We start from the raw sequence: 16,728 nt of genomic DNA, 5'->3' as shown, positions 1-16,728 counted from the left end.
GATAGACGCCTGCAAGATCAGCCAGGATATCCACTTTGACCAGCACAGCCGATGCCTTCGTAGTTGTAGAAACCGCCGAGCAAGCCGTCGACCGGCTCGCCGAACTGCATGAGCGCGCCACCCAGTCACTGAGCCAGGCGCTCAAGCGTTACCTCAAGGACCGCAGTGAACCCGACGCCCAACAGCGTGCCGGTTTTCGCTACCCAGAGCTGCGCTTGACCTACCGCTACAGCGGTGAAGTGCCCGCCACCACGCGCGCTTACGCCAAGGTCCAACTGCCTGGCACTTACTCGGTCACCGTCACCCAGCCCGCCGCTTTTCGCAGCTATCTGCTCGACCAACTGCGCCCGTTGATGCGGGACTTCTCGGTGGTCATTGAAGTGGGCGTCAGCCAGCAGAACATCCCTTACCCCTATGTCGTCGACCAAGGCGATGAGCTGGCCGGCACCGGCGTTACCGCCGCGGCCCTGGCTCGGGTGTTCCCCAGCACCGACCTATCTGCCGCCACCGACGGCATCGCCGACGGCCTCTACGACTGGGCCACCGCCGACCCGCTGCCGCTGGCCTTGTTCGACGCCGCGCGGGTGGACTTCTCGCTGCGCCGCCTGATCCACTACACCGGCAGCGACTGGCGCCACGTACAGCCGTGGATTCTGCTCACTAACTACCACCGCTATGTCGACCAGTTTGTCGCCCATGGCCTGGAACAGCTGCAGAATGACCCGCGCTTCGTACGTCTGGTGATGCCGGGCAACGTGATCATCGAAAAGCACATGGACAACGGTGAGGCGCAAGCCCTGGTGGCCAGTGTGGTATGGCACCGCTATCAGATGCCCGCCTACCACCTGATCGCCGCCGACGGCGACGGTGTGACCCTGGTCAACATCGGGGTCGGGCCTTCGAACGCGAAGAACATCACCGACCACCTGGCCGTACTGCGCCCCCATTGCTGGTTGATGATTGGCCACTGTGGCGGCCTGCGCCAGTCCCAGACCATCGGTGACTACGTGCTGGCCCACGCCTATATGCGCCAGGACGGTATTCTCGACCGCGTGCTGCCGCCGAACATCCCGATTCCAGCCCTGGCGGAAGTGCAGATGGCCTTGCAAGAAGCTGCCGCCCAAGTCACGGGCGAGCGTGGCGACGACTTGAAAAAGCGCCTGCGCACCGGCACCGTGCTGACCTATGACGACCGTAACTGGGAGCTGCGCTGGGCTCAGGAACGGCCATTGATCAACCTGTCGCGAGCCGTCGCGGTTGACATGGAAAGTGGCACCATCGCTGCGCAAGGCTACCGTTTGCGCGTGCCGTACGGCACCTTGCTCTGCGTGTCGGACAAACCTCTGCACTCGGAAATCAAATTGCCTGGCTCGGCCAATGCGTTCTACAACCGCGCGGTCAGCCAGCACTTGAACATCGGCATCGCTGCGCTCGACCTGTTGCGCACGCAGTTGCATGCGCTGCACTCACGCAAGCTGCGCAGCTTCGATGAACCGCCGTTCCGCTAGGTGCCGATGAAAACCGCCAAACCCGCCGGCCGCCCGCGCGCACCGGAAAAACGCCGTATCAGTAAGGCGCCCCCGGCTGAACCGCGCCTGTTGCTGTTCAACAAGCCGTTCGACGTGCTCACGCAGTTCAGCGACGGCGACGGCCGCGCGACCTTAAAGGACTTTATCGATGTGCCTGGCGTTTACCCCGCCGGGCGCCTGGACCGCGACAGCGAGGGTTTGCTGTTGCTGACCAACGACGGCCAACTGCAGGCGCGCATCGCCGACCCCAAGCACAAGCTGGCCAAGACCTATTGGGTGCAAGTGGAAGGCGAGGCCAGCGAGGCGCACTTGCAACGCTTGCGCGCCGGGGTGGAGCTCAACGATGGCATGACCTTGCCCGCCCAAGCGCGTCTGCTCGATGAGCCTGCACTGTGGCCACGAGACCCACCGGTGCGGTTTCGCAAAAGTGTGCCCACCCAATGGCTGGAATTGGTCATTCGCGAGGGGCGCAACCGCCAGGTCAGGCGCATGACCGCAGCGGTCGGCCTGCCAACATTGCGTCTGGTGCGGGTGCGCATCGGCGACTGGAGCCTTGGTGACCTGGCTCAAGGCTGTTGGACGGAGGTTCCGCCCCGGCTAACGTAGATGAGTCAGCGGCAGCTCGGTACTGGCCAGCACCTGGCTCAGGACAAAGCTGGAACGTACGCTGGTCACCCCTTCAATGCGGGTGAGGTGGCCGAGCAGCAGTTGTTGGTAGTGGTCCATGTCCGGCACCACCACCTTTAACTGGTAATCGGCGTCCGTCCCGGTGACCAGGCAGCACTCCATCACTTGCGGCAAGTTACGGATAGTCGCTTCAAAATGCTCGAAACGCTCCGGGGTGTGGCGGTCCATGCCGATCAACACGTAGGCGGTCAGGCTCAAGCCAAGTTTCTTGCGGTCCAGCAGGGCGACCTGGCGGGTGATATAGCCGTCGTCTTCCAGTTGCTTGACCCGGCGTGAGCAGGGGGAGGGGGACAGGCCGATGCGTTCGGCCAGTTCCTGATTGGAAATGCGCGCATCGCGTTGCAGCTCAGTCAAAATACTCAAGTCATACCGGTCAAGTTTGCTCATGTATCCGCCTGTGTTTTATAGAATTGCTGAAAATTATCATTCCTAAGGGATTAATTGCGCAAGTGATGTTTTTCTAGCCAGCCTTCGCAATCTTTGCCCGCCGCTTGCGCGCTATTCTTTTTAACAGAATCACTGCCCGGACATGAGTCCACTGCGAACCGCCGAATCACGCGGGTCGCGGCCGCCGCACCCCACCGGGGCGGGCTGGCCCCCGGGCTGCACACCCTTCACAAGAGGGCGTGAAGTGAGCCGACGCCACAAGCGCCGAGCCAGGACGATGTTCACCAAGGGAGGCCAGCAGGCCTCCTTTTTTTATCCTTCGGATTTGGGTCATGTAACCGGTCGGTCCCGCCGATACAGCTTTCAGACAGACTGGCAGCAGGGTGGAGAACCGCCCGCCGATTTTCCAGTCTTATGGATATTCACACCCGTTGAGGTAAGTCATGAAATCGCGCATCTGGCGGATCGCCGGTGTTGGTTTGTTCTGTGCAGGCCTGAGTGTCCACAGCCTGGCCGCCGACATGGGCGAGCTAATGGGCAGCAAACCCCAGGGTGGTGCCCAAGAGGCGCCCAGGGCCGCGCCACAGCCGCAAAACCGGCCCCAGCCTTCAGAGCCGCGCGGGCGTGGTGAAAGCCGCCCTCAGCCTACACCCAATAGGCAGGACGAGCCGCGCCGGGGCCCCTCGCGCCCAGCGGATGCGTATTACAGCTCGCCGCCGCGCACCAATGAGCTCATTCAAAGCCGCCCCAACGAGGTGCGCCAGACCCAGCAGCCGCGTTACGGCGATTACCGCGACAACAACCCACGGCGCGACAATAACTACCCAAATGGCGGCACCCGCAATTGGAATGCCGGCAACGGCCGCCCGGGCGATGACCGCTGGCACGGCAACCCTGGCAATGGCTGGGGTAATGGCCCGCAGTACCGCCCAGGGCAGGTGATCGACCGCTTCCCTGGGCAGAACTACCGGGTGCCGTATCGCGGCCAGGATTACTTCTTTTCCGATGGCTACTGGTACCGCCCGCAAGGCCCGCGTTATGTCGTGGTCAACCCGCCCTACGGCGTGCGAGTGCGCTACCTGCCGGACTACGCGCAGCGGATGTGGGTGGGTAATTCGGTGTTTTTCCAGGCTTCAGGCACCTATTACCAGTGGCTGAACGACAGCCAGGAGTACGTGGTAGTGAACCAGCCGGTGGCCTCGGCACCGCAACCGGCCTCGGCGCCACAGCCTGCCAACGGCCCCTACGACGTGGCGTTCTACCCCATTAATGGGCAAACGCCCCAGCAGATTCAGCAAGATCGTTACGATTGCCAGCGCTGGTCAACCGACCAAAGCGGTTTTGACCCTCGCACCGCCAGCTATGCCCCGGCTCAAACGGTCGTCGACCAATACCGCCAGTCCTTGGCCAACTGCCTGGCTTCGCGCGGGTATCAGATCAACTGACCGCCGTGCCCACCACTTCCTGAGGGTCGGCGTGCACCAGCACTTCGGCTTTCGGATAGCGGGCCTTGATCGCCGCCTCTGCCTTGTCGCATAGGGCATGGGCGGCCGAGAGGCTAAGCTGCCCCGGCAGCTCCAGGTGCAACTGCACGAACCAATGGTTGCCCGACATGCGCGTACGCACATCGTGCACCCCTAGTACGCCTGGGATGCCCCGTGCCAGCGCGCTCATCTCATCACTAACGTCGGTGGACAGCTCTTTGTCCATCAAGATGGCCGTGCTTTCGAATGCGATCTGCCCCGCACTCCACAGGATAAACACGGCGATACCCAGGCCGAAGATCGCGTCCAACTGCGGCCAGCCGTAGCGGGCCAGCAGCAGGGCGACCAGGATACTGGCATTGAGTAACAGGTCGGAGCGGTAATGCAGGGAATCAGCGCGCACGGCCGTGGAACCGGTCTCGCGAATGACCTTGTATTGCAATGCCAGTAACCCGGCCGTCAGCGCCAACGACAACACCATCACGGCGATGCCCACACCGGCCTCGCCCAATGGCTGCGGGTCGAGCAGGCGCTGCACCGCCTGGTAGCCGATCAGCACAGCACTGGCGCCGATAAACATGGCTTGCGCCATGCCGGCCAGGGCTTCGGCCTTGCCGTGGCCGTAACGGTGATCGTCGTCGGCCGGGCGCAGCGCATAGTGCACGGCCAGCAGATTGATAAACGACGCTGCGCCATCCAGCACCGAATCGGTCAACCCTGCCAACAGGCTGACCGAGCCACTGAGCCACCAGGCGATGGCCTTGCACAGGATCAATACACTGGCCACTGCCAGTGAGGCACGGGTGGCCAACTTGAGCAGATGGGCGTGGCGCGTGCTGCTGGTCATCAGCCTTCCTTAGGCCGCGGGGCGCAAACCGTAAGCGGCCAGTTGCTCGACGCTGCCTTTATGTTGGATCAGGCGTGGATCGTCCAATGGCAGGCTCTGGCCAAGCTCGGTTTGCAGAATCGCTTGCAACCGGTGGTTATCGACCCGGCCATCGCTGCCCACCGCTTCGCGCAGTTTTTCCGGCGCGACTTGTGCGGTGGTGCCGCCTGGCAGATAGATAGCCCCGGTGGCGAAATCGACACCAAAGGCGATCAGCCCCGGCAGCACATAAAACAAGATACCAATGGCGTCCAATGCCGCGACCACAGGGTCGATTTTGCCTTCGATCTGGCCCCGGCGGTCCGGGAAAAACAGCGTGCCGCAGGCGGTCAACTGAGTCAGCAGGGTGGCGACCAAAACACCGCCAATCAAACGAGAAGGAATGCGCATGGAAATCTCCGAAGTTAAGGACGCAACGATACAAGCAAATGGTCTCGGGCCATAGCTCAGACCGTGGCTAGGCGCTTGGGTTTCCGGCCCACCTGGCACCCGGTTGCCTATGTTTGCGCTGGCATGCCGTTATACTGCCCAGCCTGCCAGGGAGCCCCCATGATCGCACTGCCCATCGACGCCGCCCTACCGGCCCTATTAAAAGCCCTGCAAGACCGCCACGAAGTCGTCCTCCAGGCGCCCCCCGGTGCCGGCAAAACCACCCGGGTGCCCCTGGCGTTGCTGGATGAGCCGTGGCTCAACGGGCAAACCATCATCACGTTGGAGCCTCGACGCCTGGCCGCGCGAGCAGCGGCTGAGCGCATGGCCGCCGAGTTGGGCGAGCAGGTGGGCGCCACCGTGGGCTATCGGATTCGCCTTGAAAGCAAGGTGAGCGCCGCCACCCGCATCGAGGTGGTCACCGAAGGTATCCTGGCGCGCCGGCTGCAGGGCGACCCGTCCCTGGAAGGCGTAGGCTTAGTGATTTTCGATGAGTTTCACCTGCGCAACCTGGACGCCGACCTCGCCTTGGCGCTCACCCTCAATGGCCGCGAATTGTTTCGCGACGATGCGCCACTCAAGGTGCTGTTGATGTCGGCCACCCTGGAAGGCGAGCGCTTGTCGCGCCTGCTCGATGACGCCCCGATTGTCACCAGCGAAGGGCGCATGTACCCGGTGAACACCGTGTGGAGCCGACCCGCGCAACCGGGTGAGTACATCGAGCCACGGGTGGTGGCGGCGTGCATGGATGCCCTGGAGCAGCAGAGCGGCAGCATGCTGGTGTTTTTGCCTGGGCAGGCCGAGATTCGCCGGGTTCACCAAGGCTTGCAGGAGAGCCTCGGCGACTCGCCCCGCTGGCGACATGTTTTGCTGTGTCCGCTGCACGGCGAGCTCGACCTGCAACAGCAGCGCGCAGCGATCGATCCACCGGCAGCCGGTGTGCGCAAGGTGGTGTTGGCGACCAATATCGCCGAAACCAGTATTACCATCGACGGCGTGCGGGTGGTGATCGATGCCGGCCTGGAGCGCGTGCCGCGCTTCGACCCACGCAGCGGCATGACTCGGCTCGACACCCAGCGCATTTCCAAGGCCAGTGCCACCCAGCGCGCGGGCCGGGCAGGGCGGATTGAGCCGGGCGTCTGCTACCGTTTGTGGTCTGAAGCGCAGCACGAGCAATTGGCCGCTTTCAGCGCCCCCGAAATACAGCAGGCCGACCTCACCGGGTTGGCCTTGCAGCTCGGTCGGTGGGGCGTACAGCCCCACGAACTGGCCTGGCTCGACGCCCCGCCTGCAGCTGCCTATGCCCAGGCCTGCGATTTATTACGGCGCCTGGGTGCGGTGCAAGCCCAAGGCCCGCTTACCCCGCACGGCCAAGCCATGGCCGAGTTGCCTGCGCACCCACGCATTGCTCACCTGCTTCTACGGGGCCATGATTTGGGTCTGGCGCAACTGGCGTGTGACCTGGCGGCGCTGCTCGGTGAGCGGGACATTCAGCGCGGCGCCGGTGCCGACCTGCATAGCCGCTTGGCCATTTTAGCGGGCCAGCAACGGGCGCAACGCGGGGAGCAGGGCGGCGCTCAGCGGGCCAAACAGTTGGCCAAGCAATACCGATCTTTGCTGCGCGGCGGTGCGTCCCAGGCTGTGCCAGACCCTGACCACTCGAAGTGGGTCGGTGGCCTGCTGGCCCTGGCCTACCCCGACCGCATCGCCCAACAACGCCGCAGTGGTGGCGGTGAGTACCGCCTGAGCAATGGCCGCGCCGCCCAGTTCGGCGAACCGGATGCTCTAATGAAACACCCCTGGCTGGTGGTCGCCGACCTGGGCAGTCGCCAGGGCCAGCGCGAAGAACGCATCTACCTGGCCGCTGAGCTCGACCCCGGCCTGTTCGACACCGTCCTGGCCGAGCAGGTGAGCGAGGTGGACGAGCTGGAGTGGGACGAGCGCGAAGGCGTGTTGCGTGCCGAACGCCAGACCCGGGTGGGCGAACTGGTGATCGCCAGTGCGCCTCTGGCCCAGCTGGACGAGCAACTGCGCAGCCAGGCCTTGGTCAACTACGTGCGCCGCAAAGGCCTGGAACTGCTGGCATGGAACCCGGAGCTGCGCCAGTGGCAGGCTCGGGTTGCCCTGTTGCGCCACCTCGATACCGCCAGCCAGGGCCAAACGCAGTGGCCCGACCTCAGCGACTCGGCACTCCTGGCAACTCTGGAGGATTGGCTGATGCCCTACCTGGGCAAAGTCACCCGGCTTAGCCACTTCGCCCAACTCGACCTGCCCTCCATCCTGCGCAACCGCTTGCCCTGGCCGTTGCCCCAGCAGCTTGACGCCCTGGCCCCGGCAACCCTGCAAGTGCCCTCGGGCTCGAACATCCGTATCGACTACAGCGAGCAGCCCCCCATTTTAGCGGTGCGCCTGCAAGAGCTGTTTGGCCTGTCAGATACCCCGCGAATCGCCAACGGCCGCCAAGTGCTCAAGTTGCATCTACTGTCACCGGCGCGCCGCCCGGTCCAGGTCACCCAGGACCTGGCCAACTTCTGGCGCACGACGTATAGCGAGGTGAAAAAAGATCTTAAGGGGCGGTATCCGAAGCACTATTGGCCGGAGGATCCTCTTGTTGCTGAAGCGACGGCGCGGGCTAAGCCGCGGGGTACCTAAAGGCTGCACTGTGTTGGGGGTGGTTTTGCTGTTTATGGGGCGCCTGAAGTGCAGGCTTCACGGGGTACCGTTTCGCCCATGCAGTCGATAGCCGGCACGTTGGCCCAATCGATCGTAGTAGGCACTGACTGCCGGGAAATCCGGATGAGCCAGTGGGGTTTCAAACCAGCGGTTGACTGAGAGGCCGATTGGGATGTCTGCCAGCGAAAATTCGCTGCCGCTAACGTATGCGCCCGTTGCGTCGAGTTGTCGATCGAGAATCTGCATGTGCCTGGACCATTGACGGCATCCTGTGGCGAGGGCCTCGGGGTCTTGATGGGCCACGCAGCGCCTTACCAGCGACATAAAGGCATAACTCCATGACTTGTTGAGGTCGGTGGCTTGCCAGTCGATCCACTGGTCTACCCGAGCTCTGGCTTTTGCGTCTTGTGGATAAAGGTGCAGGGCGTTGTTGCGGTTGGCCAGGTACCTGATGATGGTGTTGCTCTCCCCCTCAGGGGGCGCCCAGCGGTTTTTCGCATGATCCACGATGATTAGTGCTATCTATCCACTCGATCCCCGCATTATATGGAACTTCCCGCTCCCTACCACCCGTCCATCAGCCCCAAATGAAATACATCAAACGACGTCCGACAACCCTCTCATTTTAAGACTGCGTTGTAGTAGGCCCTGCCAAGGGGGTTAACGCTTCCTAAGAAAAGCCCGAGGGATCGACATGTTTATTCATAACAAACGTCTGCAATACACCGTCCGTGTAGCCGCCCCTAACCCTGGCCTGGCCAACCTGCTGTTGGAGCAGTTTGGCGGCGCTCAGGGTGAGCTGGCTGCGGCTGGCCGTTACTTCACCCAAGGTTTGGCTGAAGAAGATCCAGGCCGCAAAGACTTGCTGATGGACATCGCCACGGAAGAGCTCAGCCACCTTGAGATCGTGGGCTCCATTATTGTGATGCTCAATAAGGGCGCCAAAGGCCAACTGGCCGAAGGCGTTGAAAAGGAGGGTGATCTGTACCGCGCCATTAACGGCGCCGGTAACGACTCCCATATCACTAGCCTGTTGTACGGCGCCGGTGCACCGCTGGTGAACTCGGCCGGTGTGCCCTGGACTGCTGCCTATATCGACACCATCGGCGAGCCAACGGCGGACTTTCGCTCGAACATTGCGGCTGAGGCACGGGCCAAGATTGTGTACGAGCGTTTGATGAACGTGACGGACGATCCGGGCGTCAAGGAAGCCCTGGGCTTTTTGATGACCCGGGAAATCGCCCACCAGTTGTCGTTCGAGAAGGCGCTGCACGCGATTCAGCCTAACTTCCCGCAGGGCAAATTGCCGGGCATGCCAGAGTTCACCAACAAGTACTTCAATATGTCGGAACCCGGCATGCGTGGCCCGTGGAACGAGGGTGGCGAGTGGGAGTATGTCGAGTCGCCTGAGCCTGCGGTAGATGGTGGCGACGGCTCTGCCTCGGTGAAATTGAGCAGCAAGGACAGTGCCGTGCTGGAAGCCATGAAAGTGCGCACCGCCTCTGACCCCACCAGTAATCCGGTAACGGGCGCCGACCTGGGCTCTGGTCTGGTGCAAGGCAAAGACGCCTAAACCTGCTATGGCCGCCCGGTGTAAGCCGGGCGGCTTAAGGGCCGGGAATCAATGGAGATCGACCTGATGAATAGTTCGAACAAACAACCGAAAGCTGAGCTTGGCCAGTTATTCGCCTCCCGCTTGCAGAGCTTCGAGGTTGAGGCGATGCGCGCGCGCAGAGGGTTAAGGGTCGCGGTGGCCGTTAATGTATTTGGTGTGGGCACCTTGTTGCCCAATAACCTTGAGCACAGCGCAAGCAAAGCCTGACCTTATTCGTTTACTGCTGGTGGCGCTGGCAACAGGAAGCGCCCGACCACGGGCAGGTGGTCGGAAATACTCAAGGTGTCCTCCTGCCGGACCCTCCCTTCGACGCGTTGTAGGCGCGGGCTATGGACTAGATAGTCGAGGGTACGGTCGGGCGCGTGAGTGCTGGGATCATTGGGAAAGTGGGTCAACCAGGCAGCCCGGTCAGCGCCTGCGGCTTCGCTGTTGCTGGGAATCATCGGATAGGTGTCCCACAACAGGTGCAAGTCGCTGGCGGGTGAATAGCGATCGCGTTGTTCATTGGGGAGCCGCCGTTGCTGGCCCAGGGGTAGAAGGTTCAGGTCGCCTCCGACCAGCCAAGCAGTGCCCTGGGCTTCCAGTTTATCCACCGTTTTGGACAGCGTTTGTACCTGGCGCAGCTGGGTGTCGTCGGCGGCGCTGTAGGCATCGAGGTGGGTATTGATCACCGCGACCTGACCGCCGCCTTGCTGCGGCAGGTAGGCTGTGAGCAAGGCGCGGCGCGGCTGGAAAGGCGTTTGCCAGAACGGCGCTGGGCGTTCTGCCAATTGCACTCGCTCGGCCTGGCCAATGCGAAAGCGGCTTAGGGTCGCCAGTTGGCGTCCGACGCTACCCAGCACGGAAGGGTACGGCACGAAGCGCCCCTGCCAGTCGTACGCCTGCGTGGCGCACGGGTAAAGGTCGGTGAGGCGCTCGCGCAGCAGCGCCAGTTGATCTTGGTGATCGGTCGCTGTGGCGCCTTTATCGAGTTCCTGCAGCAGTACCACATCAGGCGCTTCAGCGCGAATGACGCGGGCTACTTCGTCCAGGTTGTAGGCCAAGTCCTCCGCCGAGGGGCGTTGCTCGGGGCCGCTGCCGTTGACCAGGTCGTACCAGAATGCATAGCGCTTGCCGGCCAGGTACTGCACGTTCCAGGTCATCACCTTCAGCACCTGGCCGGGCAGCAAAGGCGGCGCCTCGCGCGTACAGGCTACCGGCAACGCCTCCCGTGGGGCTGGGCGCCATGCTAGTTGCTGGAGCAGCGCATAAAGCAACGCCGCGCAGATGAGCAGGATCAACACAAGGGTGCGCAGAAGTCGGATCATCGGCTCAATAGGTGGCTACGGGTCAAACCCGAGCATAACCGTTCATACGCAATGCGCCCAGCGCTCACGGGCGTGGGCGGGCGCTTTCGTTGACCAGCATGAACAGGCGGAACAGCACGACGCTGACGAACAACTGCAGGAACCCGCTAAGGCTGCCCAGCAACAGGCTCGCCCATAGCGGCTGCGGCGCGGGCAACAGTTGGGCGACCAGGCCGTCCAATAGCCATAGGGGGACCAGCACGGCGAGTACGCAGCCCATGATCAGCCAGAAATGCCCGCGGGTCATTTCAAAGCTCTGACGCATCGCCGCCATGGGCGTCAACTGATGCAATACCAGCAGGTACTCGGCGAACGCCAGTTTGACCATCACCCACAACCCAGGCAGCAGAAACAGGGACATCCCCAGCATGATCAGCAGGGTGCTCATACCTGCCAGCAGTGCGAACGAGGGCCACAAGCGCAGGGCGGTGGCCAATAGGTCGCGCCCCGATGGGCTGTAACCGTCGCTGCGGGCATCGAGGAAGAGAATCAGCGCGCCGGTATAGAGCGGGTAGAACAGCAGGCCGACGAGCACGTCGTAATACACCGCACGCTCGTCGCCGCCGACCTGGCCAACCCACTGGGTCACCACGGTCTCTACGACCACCAGCGGTAAGCACAAGCGGACGATCGCCAGCAGGTTGATGCGGAAGAAATACAATGAGTCGCGGAGCACGCTAAGCAGGTTCATTGAGGCGCCAGAGATGGAAAAGCGAGGCGCCACTTTAGCCGATCAACCCAGGGCCTCCAACCATCGGCAGGGGCCGGGATGAACAAAGTTTCATCGCTGGCATCCATTGAAAGGCCTGCCCACACGCCCCATTGTGGTTGCAGGCGCACGTTGAATCTCAGCGGGCCCAAATTATTACCGGCTATCTACGAGGTCGCCATGAACAGCGAAGAGCAAACCCTGATCGATGGACTTTTTACCCGGCTCAAGGCCGCCGAAGCCCAAGGCGCGCCGCGAGACCCCCTCGCTGACGCGCGGATCAAGGAGCACTTGAGCACCCAGCCGGCCGCCGCCTATTACATGGCCCAGGCGATCCTGGTGCAGGAAGTCGCACTCAAGCGCCTGGATGAACAGAACAAACAGTTGCAGGCTGAGTTGGCCCAGGCCAAGTCGGCCCAACCGCAGGCTGCGGGCTCAGGCGGGTTTCTCTCCAGTATTTTTGGCAACCGCGATACCCAGCCGGCTGCGCCCACTGGCGGCGGGTGGCGCGAACCTGCCCGTTCGTCCGTCGCGCCGCCCCAGGCGCCAGCCATGCAACAGCCGTATGCGCAGCCCTACGCCCAGCCTGGGGCGCAGGCCCCGGCGGGTGGCGGATTTATGCGCGGTGCCTTGCAAACGGCGGCGGGCGTGGCCGGTGGGGTGATGCTGGCTGAAGGCATCAGTAGCCTGTTTCACCAGAACCAGCCTACGGAAGTGGTCAATGTCATCGAAGAACAGGCCAGCCCGGCCAGTGACGCGGGCAGTGACAGCGGTTGGAATGACAACGCCGAGCAGGTGACCAGCAACGACAACTGGGACGCCGACCAAGACCTGGGCTTTGGTGGTGACGACGGCGGCGGTTTTGCCGACGACGATAGTTTCGTTTAAGCCCCTTTGAGGTGAGACTCGGGGCCCGCACTGGCCCCGATCTTTCCCTTTCGATTGCTGGCATACTGTGCGGCCACTCGCTTAGCCCCAGAGGATGCCCGGTGAAAAAGATCGCAGTGTTCGCCGATGTGCAGAACCTCTATTACACCGTGCGCCAGGCCCACGGTTGTCATTTCAACTATGCAGCGTTATGGGCGGACATCAGCCAGCATGGGCAGATCGTCGAGGCCTACGCCTACGCCATCGACCGCGGTGACAGCAAACAGCAGCAATTTCAGCAGATCCTGCGCAACCTAGGCTTTACCGTGAAGCTCAAGCCCTACATCCAGCGCAGTGACGGTTCAGCCAAGGGTGACTGGGACGTGGGCATTACCATCGATATCATGGACGTCGCCGACCGCGTCGACGAAGTGGTACTGGCTTCCGGCGATGGTGACTTCGACCTGTTGCTCGACCGTATCATCAACAAACATGGCGTGCAGGCGGTGGCTTACGGCGTACCGGGCCTGACCGCCAACTCGCTGATTCGCGCGGCCAGCCGTTATGTGCCCATCGAAGGCGCGCTGTTGTTGAAAAACTAGATTCAAACGAGGGTTGCCTGTTTTGGAACGTATTGCCGTCATCGATTTCGAGACCACCGGTATCTCCCCCAATAGCCAGTGCCGGGCGACCGAGATTGCCGTGGTCATGCTTGAAGGCGGGCAGATCGTCGGGCGTTATCAGAGCCTGATGAACGCGGGCCTACCGATCCCCGGTTTTATTGCCAGCCTGACCGGCATCACCACGGCGATGGTGCGCAAAGCGCCGCCGGCGGCCCAGGTGATGGCTGAGGTGGCTGAGTTTGTCGGCACTACGCCGCTGCTGGCGCACAACGCGTCTTTCGACCAAAAGTTCTGGGACTACGAACTCAGCTTGTTGCGCCGCGAACGCAGCCAGAGCTTCGCCTGTTCGATGCTGCTGGCGCGGCGCCTGCTACCCGGCGCGCCGAACCATAAACTTGGCACCCTGACCCGCTGGGCCAACTTACCCCACACCGGGCAGGCGCACCGGGCCATGGCCGACGCCGAGATGGCCGCCAACCTGGCGCAGCATTTGGCTGAGCAGTTGCGTGAGCGGCACGGGGTGGGCGAAGTGTCGCACCGCTTGTTGTGCAACTTGCAGAAAGTCCCCGCGGCCAAATTGGCTGAAGCGCTGCTCAAGCATCGCGGGGGGGCGGCAGCCCCAATTGCGCCAGCGGCACCCGGTCGGTCACAACGCTGGAGAGAATGATCGCGGTCTTGCTGAAGCCCAGTTGCGCCACGCGGTCGATTAGGGTTTCCAGCTCCGGCATCGAGCCGACGGCGGCCTGCATGATCACGCAGGGGTCTCCGGTGACGCGATGGCACTGCGTAAGTTGGGGGATTTTCGCCAGTTCTTCGTAGGCCTGTTGGCTGCCATGTTGGGCCAGGCGCAGTTCGATGACGCACTGGATCGGCAGGCCGATTTTGCTTAAGTCGATCTGCGCGCGGTAACCGGTGATCACCCCGCTGGCTTCCAGTTTTGCCACGCGCTCTGCCACGGCCGGGGCAGACAAATTGACCTTGCGCGCCAATTGCGCAAAGGAGGCGCGGCCATTTTCCAAGAGTTCAGCCAGCAGCAAGCGGTCGTAGCGGTCCATGGATCAAAAGTGCCCCTTTGGAAAAGTTGTTTTATAGGCGCTAAAACCATCGAATAAAAGCCTGGCGCGCAATATAACGCCCGCTTCGATCTTAAAAAGACGCGGTGGCCTTTCTAAAATAGCGCTTCTCTTTCGCTAATGAGCCTGCCATGGATGCCCCTCGTCGTTTCCCGCTGTTATTGATCGGCGCGTTTCTGGCGCTCTACCTGGTGTGGGGCTCGACCTATTTGGTGATTCGCATTGGCATCGAGTCGTGGCCACCCATGTTGATGGCGGGGGTGCGTTTTGTGGTCGCAGGTTTGCTGCTCTATGGTTTTCTGCGCTGGCGCGGCGCACCTGCGCCGACCTGGGCGCAATGGCGCGGGGCAGGGCTGATCGGCGTGCTGCTGCTCAGTTGTGGCAATGGTGGGGTGACCCTTGCCGAGCATGCCGGGGTTGCGTCGGGCGTGGCGGCGTTGGCGGTGGCCACCGTGCCCTTGTTCACCCTGGTGTTTATGTTTCTGAGCGGCGCGGGGTCGACCCGGCTGGAATGGGCGGGCATTGCGTTGGGGCTGATCGGCATTGTCCTGCTCAACCTGGGCCCGAACCTGCAAGCCAGTCCATTAGGGGCTGCCCTGGTGGTGTCCGCCGCAGCAGCCTGGGCCTTCGGCTCAGTCTGGAGCCGGCGCGTCGAGTTGCCCGCTGGCGCCATGGCCAGCGCTGCTGAAATGCTCGTGGGCGGCGCGGCCTTGCTGCTGGCCAGCGTCCTGAGTGGCGAGCGTATGGAGCAAATGCCCAGTGCAGCGGGGTGGGGGGCCTTGCTGTACTTGATCGGTTTTGGCTCGATCCTGGCCTTCAGTGCCTATATGTACTTGCTCAAACATGTGCGCCCCGTGGCGGCCACCAGCTACGCCTACGTCAACCCGGTGGTCGCGGTGCTGTTGGGGGTGGGGTTTGCCGGGGAGCGCATTGGCTGGCAGGAATGCCTGGCGATGGCAGTGATCGTCAGCGCGGTGGTGCTGATCGGCCTGCCACACTGGCGCAAGAAAGCATTAGCGTAGCGGACAGGGTAAACTGCGCGCATTGCTGAACCTTTCCTGACGGTAACCCCATGACATTCGCCTCCCTTGGCCTGATCGAACCCCTACTGCGCGTCCTCGAAACCCTCGGCTATCAAACGCCCACCCCGGTGCAGGCACAAGCTGTGCCCGCGGTGTTGGCGGGCCGCGACCTGATGGCGGCGGCCCAGACCGGCACGGGTAAAACGGCAGGCTTTGCGTTACCGTTGCTGCAACGCCTGACCCTGGAAGGGCCCAAGGTGGCGAGCAACTGCGTGCGTGCCCTGGTGCTGGTGCCCACTCGCGAGTTGGCCGAGCAGGTGCATGCCAATATCCAGGCCTACGCCGAGCATCTGCCGCTGAGCACCTATGCGGCTTATGGCGGGGTCAGCATCAACCCGCAAATGATGAAACTGCGCAGAGGGGTCGATGTGCTGGTGGCGACACCTGGCCGGCTGCTCGATCTGTACCGGCAGAACGCGGTCAAATTCAACCAGCTGCAAACGCTGGTACTGGACGAAGCCGACCGCATGCTCGACCTGGGCTTTTCCGAAGAGTTACGCGACATTTATGCCGCGTTGCCTAAGCAGCGCCAGACCTTGCTGTTCTCCGCGACCTTCTCTGATGCCATTCGCCTATTGGCGGGCCAGGCCCTTAAAGATCCCCTGAGTATCGAAGTCAGCCCGCGTAACGTGGCCGCCAGTTCGGTCAAGCAGTGGGTGGTGACCGTCGATAAAAAACGCAAGCCCGAGCTGTTCTGCCACCTGCTCAAGCAGCAGCGTTGGAAGCAAGTGCTGGTGTTCGCCAAGACCCGCAATGGCGTCGACCAACTGGTCGAGCGCCTACAGGGGCTGAGCATCAATGCGGACGGCATCCACGGCGATAAGCCTCAGGCTACGCGCCAGCGCGCTCTGGATCGTTTCAAGGCCAGTGAATTGCAGATCCTCGTGGCCACCGATGTGGCGGCCCGCGGTCTGGACATCGAAGATTTACCGCTGGTGGTCAATTTCGATTTGCCCATCGTCGCCGAAGACTACATTCACCGCATCGGTCGCACGGGGCGCGCGGGGGCCAGCGGGGAGGCGATTTCCTTGGTGTGTGCCGACGAGGTGCAGTTGCTCTCAGCCATTGAAACGCTGACTCGGCAAACCCTCAAGCGAGTCGAAGAGCCCGACTTCGAACCCGAGCACCGCGTGCCGGAAACCAACGCCAATGGCGAAGTGGTGAAGAAGCCGAAGAAACCAAAAAAGCCCAAGGTCAGCGGTAACAAACGCAGCCTGGGCAAATGGATGGACAGCGGCGACAGCCCGACAGAAGCGGCGCCGGCGGTTAAACCGGTGCGCAAGGTGCCCGCCTTCAACACCGGGCCGCGCAAGCGCAAGCCGTGATCTTGTTGATTGA

General features: G+C 62.5%; 17 protein-coding genes and 1 pseudogene. 11 read left to right on the top strand and 7 right to left on the bottom strand.

The annotated features are described in order from the left end of the window. Window positions 1-35 precede the first annotated feature (35 nt). Together amn and QCL65_RS21960 are read left to right on the top strand one after the other, a co-directional pair. Window positions 36-1,508: an AMP nucleosidase gene (gene amn, locus QCL65_RS21965; RefSeq protein ID WP_407312553.1), complete on the top strand. Its 1,473-nt coding sequence runs from the start codon at window positions 36-38 to the stop codon at window positions 1,506-1,508. Between the two features lie 57 nt (window positions 1,509-1,565). Then, window positions 1,566-2,135, top strand: coding sequence for a pseudouridine synthase (locus QCL65_RS21960; protein ID WP_407316983.1), 570 nt, complete (start codon window positions 1,566-1,568; stop codon window positions 2,133-2,135). Here QCL65_RS21960 and QCL65_RS21955 read toward each other — a convergent pair. Continuing rightward, window positions 2,127-2,603, bottom strand: a complete 477-nt coding sequence (locus QCL65_RS21955) for an Lrp/AsnC family transcriptional regulator (protein ID WP_407312551.1) — start codon at window positions 2,601-2,603, stop codon at window positions 2,127-2,129. The two genes, QCL65_RS21960 and QCL65_RS21955, sit on opposite strands and share 9 nt — an antisense overlap. Window positions 2,604-3,046: 443 nt before the next feature. On the opposite strand from QCL65_RS21955, the gene QCL65_RS21950 reads away from it, so the two are divergent. After that, the gene (locus QCL65_RS21950) at window positions 3,047-4,048 is read left to right on the top strand and encodes a DUF6515 family protein (protein WP_407312549.1); all 1,002 of its coding nucleotides are present in this window, start codon (window positions 3,047-3,049) and stop codon (window positions 4,046-4,048) included. Here QCL65_RS21950 and QCL65_RS21945 read toward each other — a convergent pair. Further along, window positions 4,041-4,934 carry a cation diffusion facilitator family transporter gene (locus QCL65_RS21945; protein WP_407312547.1) on the bottom strand — a complete coding sequence of 298 codons (894 nt, stop codon included), beginning with the start codon at window positions 4,932-4,934 and terminating at the stop codon, window positions 4,041-4,043. The genes QCL65_RS21950 and QCL65_RS21945 overlap by 8 nt on opposite strands. Window positions 4,935-4,943: 9 nt before the next feature. Beyond that, entirely contained in the window at window positions 4,944-5,363 is a 420-nt protein-coding gene (locus tag QCL65_RS21940; protein WP_407312545.1) for a polyribonucleotide nucleotidyltransferase, read from the bottom strand. 159 nt (window positions 5,364-5,522) lie between these two features. Here QCL65_RS21940 and hrpB point away from each other — a divergent pair, with 159 nt between their 5' ends. Beyond that, on the top strand, window positions 5,523-8,054 hold the full coding sequence (gene hrpB, locus QCL65_RS21935; protein ID WP_407312542.1) for an ATP-dependent helicase HrpB: 2,532 nt from the start codon (window positions 5,523-5,525) through the stop codon (window positions 8,052-8,054). Window positions 8,055-8,111: 57 nt separating this feature from the next. Here hrpB and QCL65_RS21930 read toward each other — a convergent pair. Next, window positions 8,112-8,543: pseudogene (locus QCL65_RS21930) on the bottom strand (glutathione S-transferase); the annotation flags it as partial. A gap of 226 nt (window positions 8,544-8,769) precedes the next feature. Here QCL65_RS21930 and QCL65_RS21925 point away from each other — a divergent pair. Further along, entirely contained in the window at window positions 8,770-9,648 is an 879-nt protein-coding gene (locus QCL65_RS21925) for a manganese catalase family protein (RefSeq protein WP_407312540.1), read from the top strand. A gap of 51 nt (window positions 9,649-9,699) precedes the next feature. After that, complete coding sequence (locus QCL65_RS21920) at window positions 9,700-9,897, top strand: hypothetical protein (protein WP_407312538.1); 198 nt, start codon at window positions 9,700-9,702, stop codon at window positions 9,895-9,897. 2 nt (window positions 9,898-9,899) lie between these two features. Here the strand turns inward: QCL65_RS21920 and QCL65_RS21915 are convergent, their stop codons facing one another. Next, window positions 9,900-10,997: an endonuclease/exonuclease/phosphatase family protein gene (locus QCL65_RS21915; protein WP_407312536.1), complete on the bottom strand. Its 1,098-nt coding sequence runs from the start codon at window positions 10,995-10,997 to the stop codon at window positions 9,900-9,902. Between the two features lie 64 nt (window positions 10,998-11,061). Further along, window positions 11,062-11,727, bottom strand: coding sequence for a YciC family protein (locus QCL65_RS21910; protein WP_407312534.1), 666 nt, complete (start codon window positions 11,725-11,727; stop codon window positions 11,062-11,064). A gap of 198 nt (window positions 11,728-11,925) precedes the next feature. Between QCL65_RS21910 and QCL65_RS21905 the strand changes: the two genes are divergently transcribed. The 3 genes from QCL65_RS21905 (at window position 11,926) to QCL65_RS21895 (ending at window position 13,902) form a co-directional block, all read left to right on the top strand. After that, window positions 11,926-12,633, top strand: a complete 708-nt coding sequence (locus QCL65_RS21905; protein ID WP_407312532.1) for a DUF2076 domain-containing protein — start codon at window positions 11,926-11,928, stop codon at window positions 12,631-12,633. A gap of 101 nt (window positions 12,634-12,734) precedes the next feature. Further along, window positions 12,735-13,214, top strand: a complete 480-nt coding sequence (locus QCL65_RS21900) for an NYN domain-containing protein (protein WP_407312530.1) — start codon at window positions 12,735-12,737, stop codon at window positions 13,212-13,214. Between the two features lie 22 nt (window positions 13,215-13,236). Next, a complete protein-coding gene (locus tag QCL65_RS21895) occupies window positions 13,237-13,902 on the top strand; it encodes a PolC-type DNA polymerase III (RefSeq protein ID WP_407312528.1) in 666 nt (221 codons plus the stop codon). Here the strand turns inward: QCL65_RS21895 and QCL65_RS21890 are convergent. Next, on the bottom strand, window positions 13,829-14,290 hold the full coding sequence (locus tag QCL65_RS21890; protein WP_407312526.1) for an Lrp/AsnC family transcriptional regulator: 462 nt from the start codon (window positions 14,288-14,290) through the stop codon (window positions 13,829-13,831). The two genes, QCL65_RS21895 and QCL65_RS21890, sit on opposite strands and share 74 nt — an antisense overlap. A gap of 149 nt (window positions 14,291-14,439) precedes the next feature. On the opposite strand from QCL65_RS21890, the gene yedA reads away from it, so the two are divergent. Further along, window positions 14,440-15,330 carry a drug/metabolite exporter YedA gene (gene yedA / locus QCL65_RS21885; RefSeq protein ID WP_407312524.1) on the top strand — a complete coding sequence of 297 codons (891 nt, stop codon included), beginning with the start codon at window positions 14,440-14,442 and terminating at the stop codon, window positions 15,328-15,330. A 50-nt stretch (window positions 15,331-15,380) separates the two neighbouring features. Beyond that, the gene (locus QCL65_RS21880; protein WP_407312522.1) at window positions 15,381-16,715 is read left to right on the top strand and encodes a DEAD/DEAH box helicase; all 1,335 of its coding nucleotides are present in this window, start codon (window positions 15,381-15,383) and stop codon (window positions 16,713-16,715) included. The last annotated feature ends 13 nt before the right edge of the window (window positions 16,716-16,728 follow it).

This window comes from Pseudomonas sp. nanlin1 (assembly GCF_045571515.1).
Taxonomy (GTDB): Bacteria; Pseudomonadota; Gammaproteobacteria; order Pseudomonadales; family Pseudomonadaceae; genus Aquipseudomonas.
Note: the sequence above shows the minus strand (reverse complement) of the source record. Positions and strands in the feature narration are given on the sequence as shown.

Bases quoted from the DNA above. Each gene is read 5' to 3' on its own strand.
- QCL65_RS21940 (WP_407312545.1), bottom strand. From the start codon at position 5,363: ATGCGCATTCCTTCTCGTTTGATTGGCGGTGTTTTGGTCGCCACCCTG.
- QCL65_RS21880 (WP_407312522.1), top strand. From the start codon at position 15,381: ATGACATTCGCCTCCCTTGGCCTGATCGAACCCCTACTGCGCGTCCTC.
- QCL65_RS21905 (WP_407312532.1), top strand. From the start codon at position 11,926: ATGAACAGCGAAGAGCAAACCCTGATCGATGGACTTTTTACCCGGCTC.
- QCL65_RS21915 (WP_407312536.1), bottom strand. From the start codon at position 10,997: ATGATCCGACTTCTGCGCACCCTTGTGTTGATCCTGCTCATCTGCGCG.
- yedA (WP_407312524.1), top strand. From the start codon at position 14,440: ATGGATGCCCCTCGTCGTTTCCCGCTGTTATTGATCGGCGCGTTTCTG.
- QCL65_RS21945 (WP_407312547.1), bottom strand. From the start codon at position 4,934: ATGACCAGCAGCACGCGCCACGCCCATCTGCTCAAGTTGGCCACCCGT.
- QCL65_RS21955 (WP_407312551.1), bottom strand. From the start codon at position 2,603: ATGAGCAAACTTGACCGGTATGACTTGAGTATTTTGACTGAGCTGCAA.
- QCL65_RS21925 (WP_407312540.1), top strand. From the start codon at position 8,770: ATGTTTATTCATAACAAACGTCTGCAATACACCGTCCGTGTAGCCGCC.
- QCL65_RS21920 (WP_407312538.1), top strand. From the start codon at position 9,700: ATGGAGATCGACCTGATGAATAGTTCGAACAAACAACCGAAAGCTGAG.
- QCL65_RS21910 (WP_407312534.1), bottom strand. From the start codon at position 11,727: ATGAACCTGCTTAGCGTGCTCCGCGACTCATTGTATTTCTTCCGCATC.
- QCL65_RS21950 (WP_407312549.1), top strand. From the start codon at position 3,047: ATGAAATCGCGCATCTGGCGGATCGCCGGTGTTGGTTTGTTCTGTGCA.
- QCL65_RS21890 (WP_407312526.1), bottom strand. From the start codon at position 14,290: ATGGACCGCTACGACCGCTTGCTGCTGGCTGAACTCTTGGAAAATGGC.
- hrpB (WP_407312542.1), top strand. From the start codon at position 5,523: ATGATCGCACTGCCCATCGACGCCGCCCTACCGGCCCTATTAAAAGCC.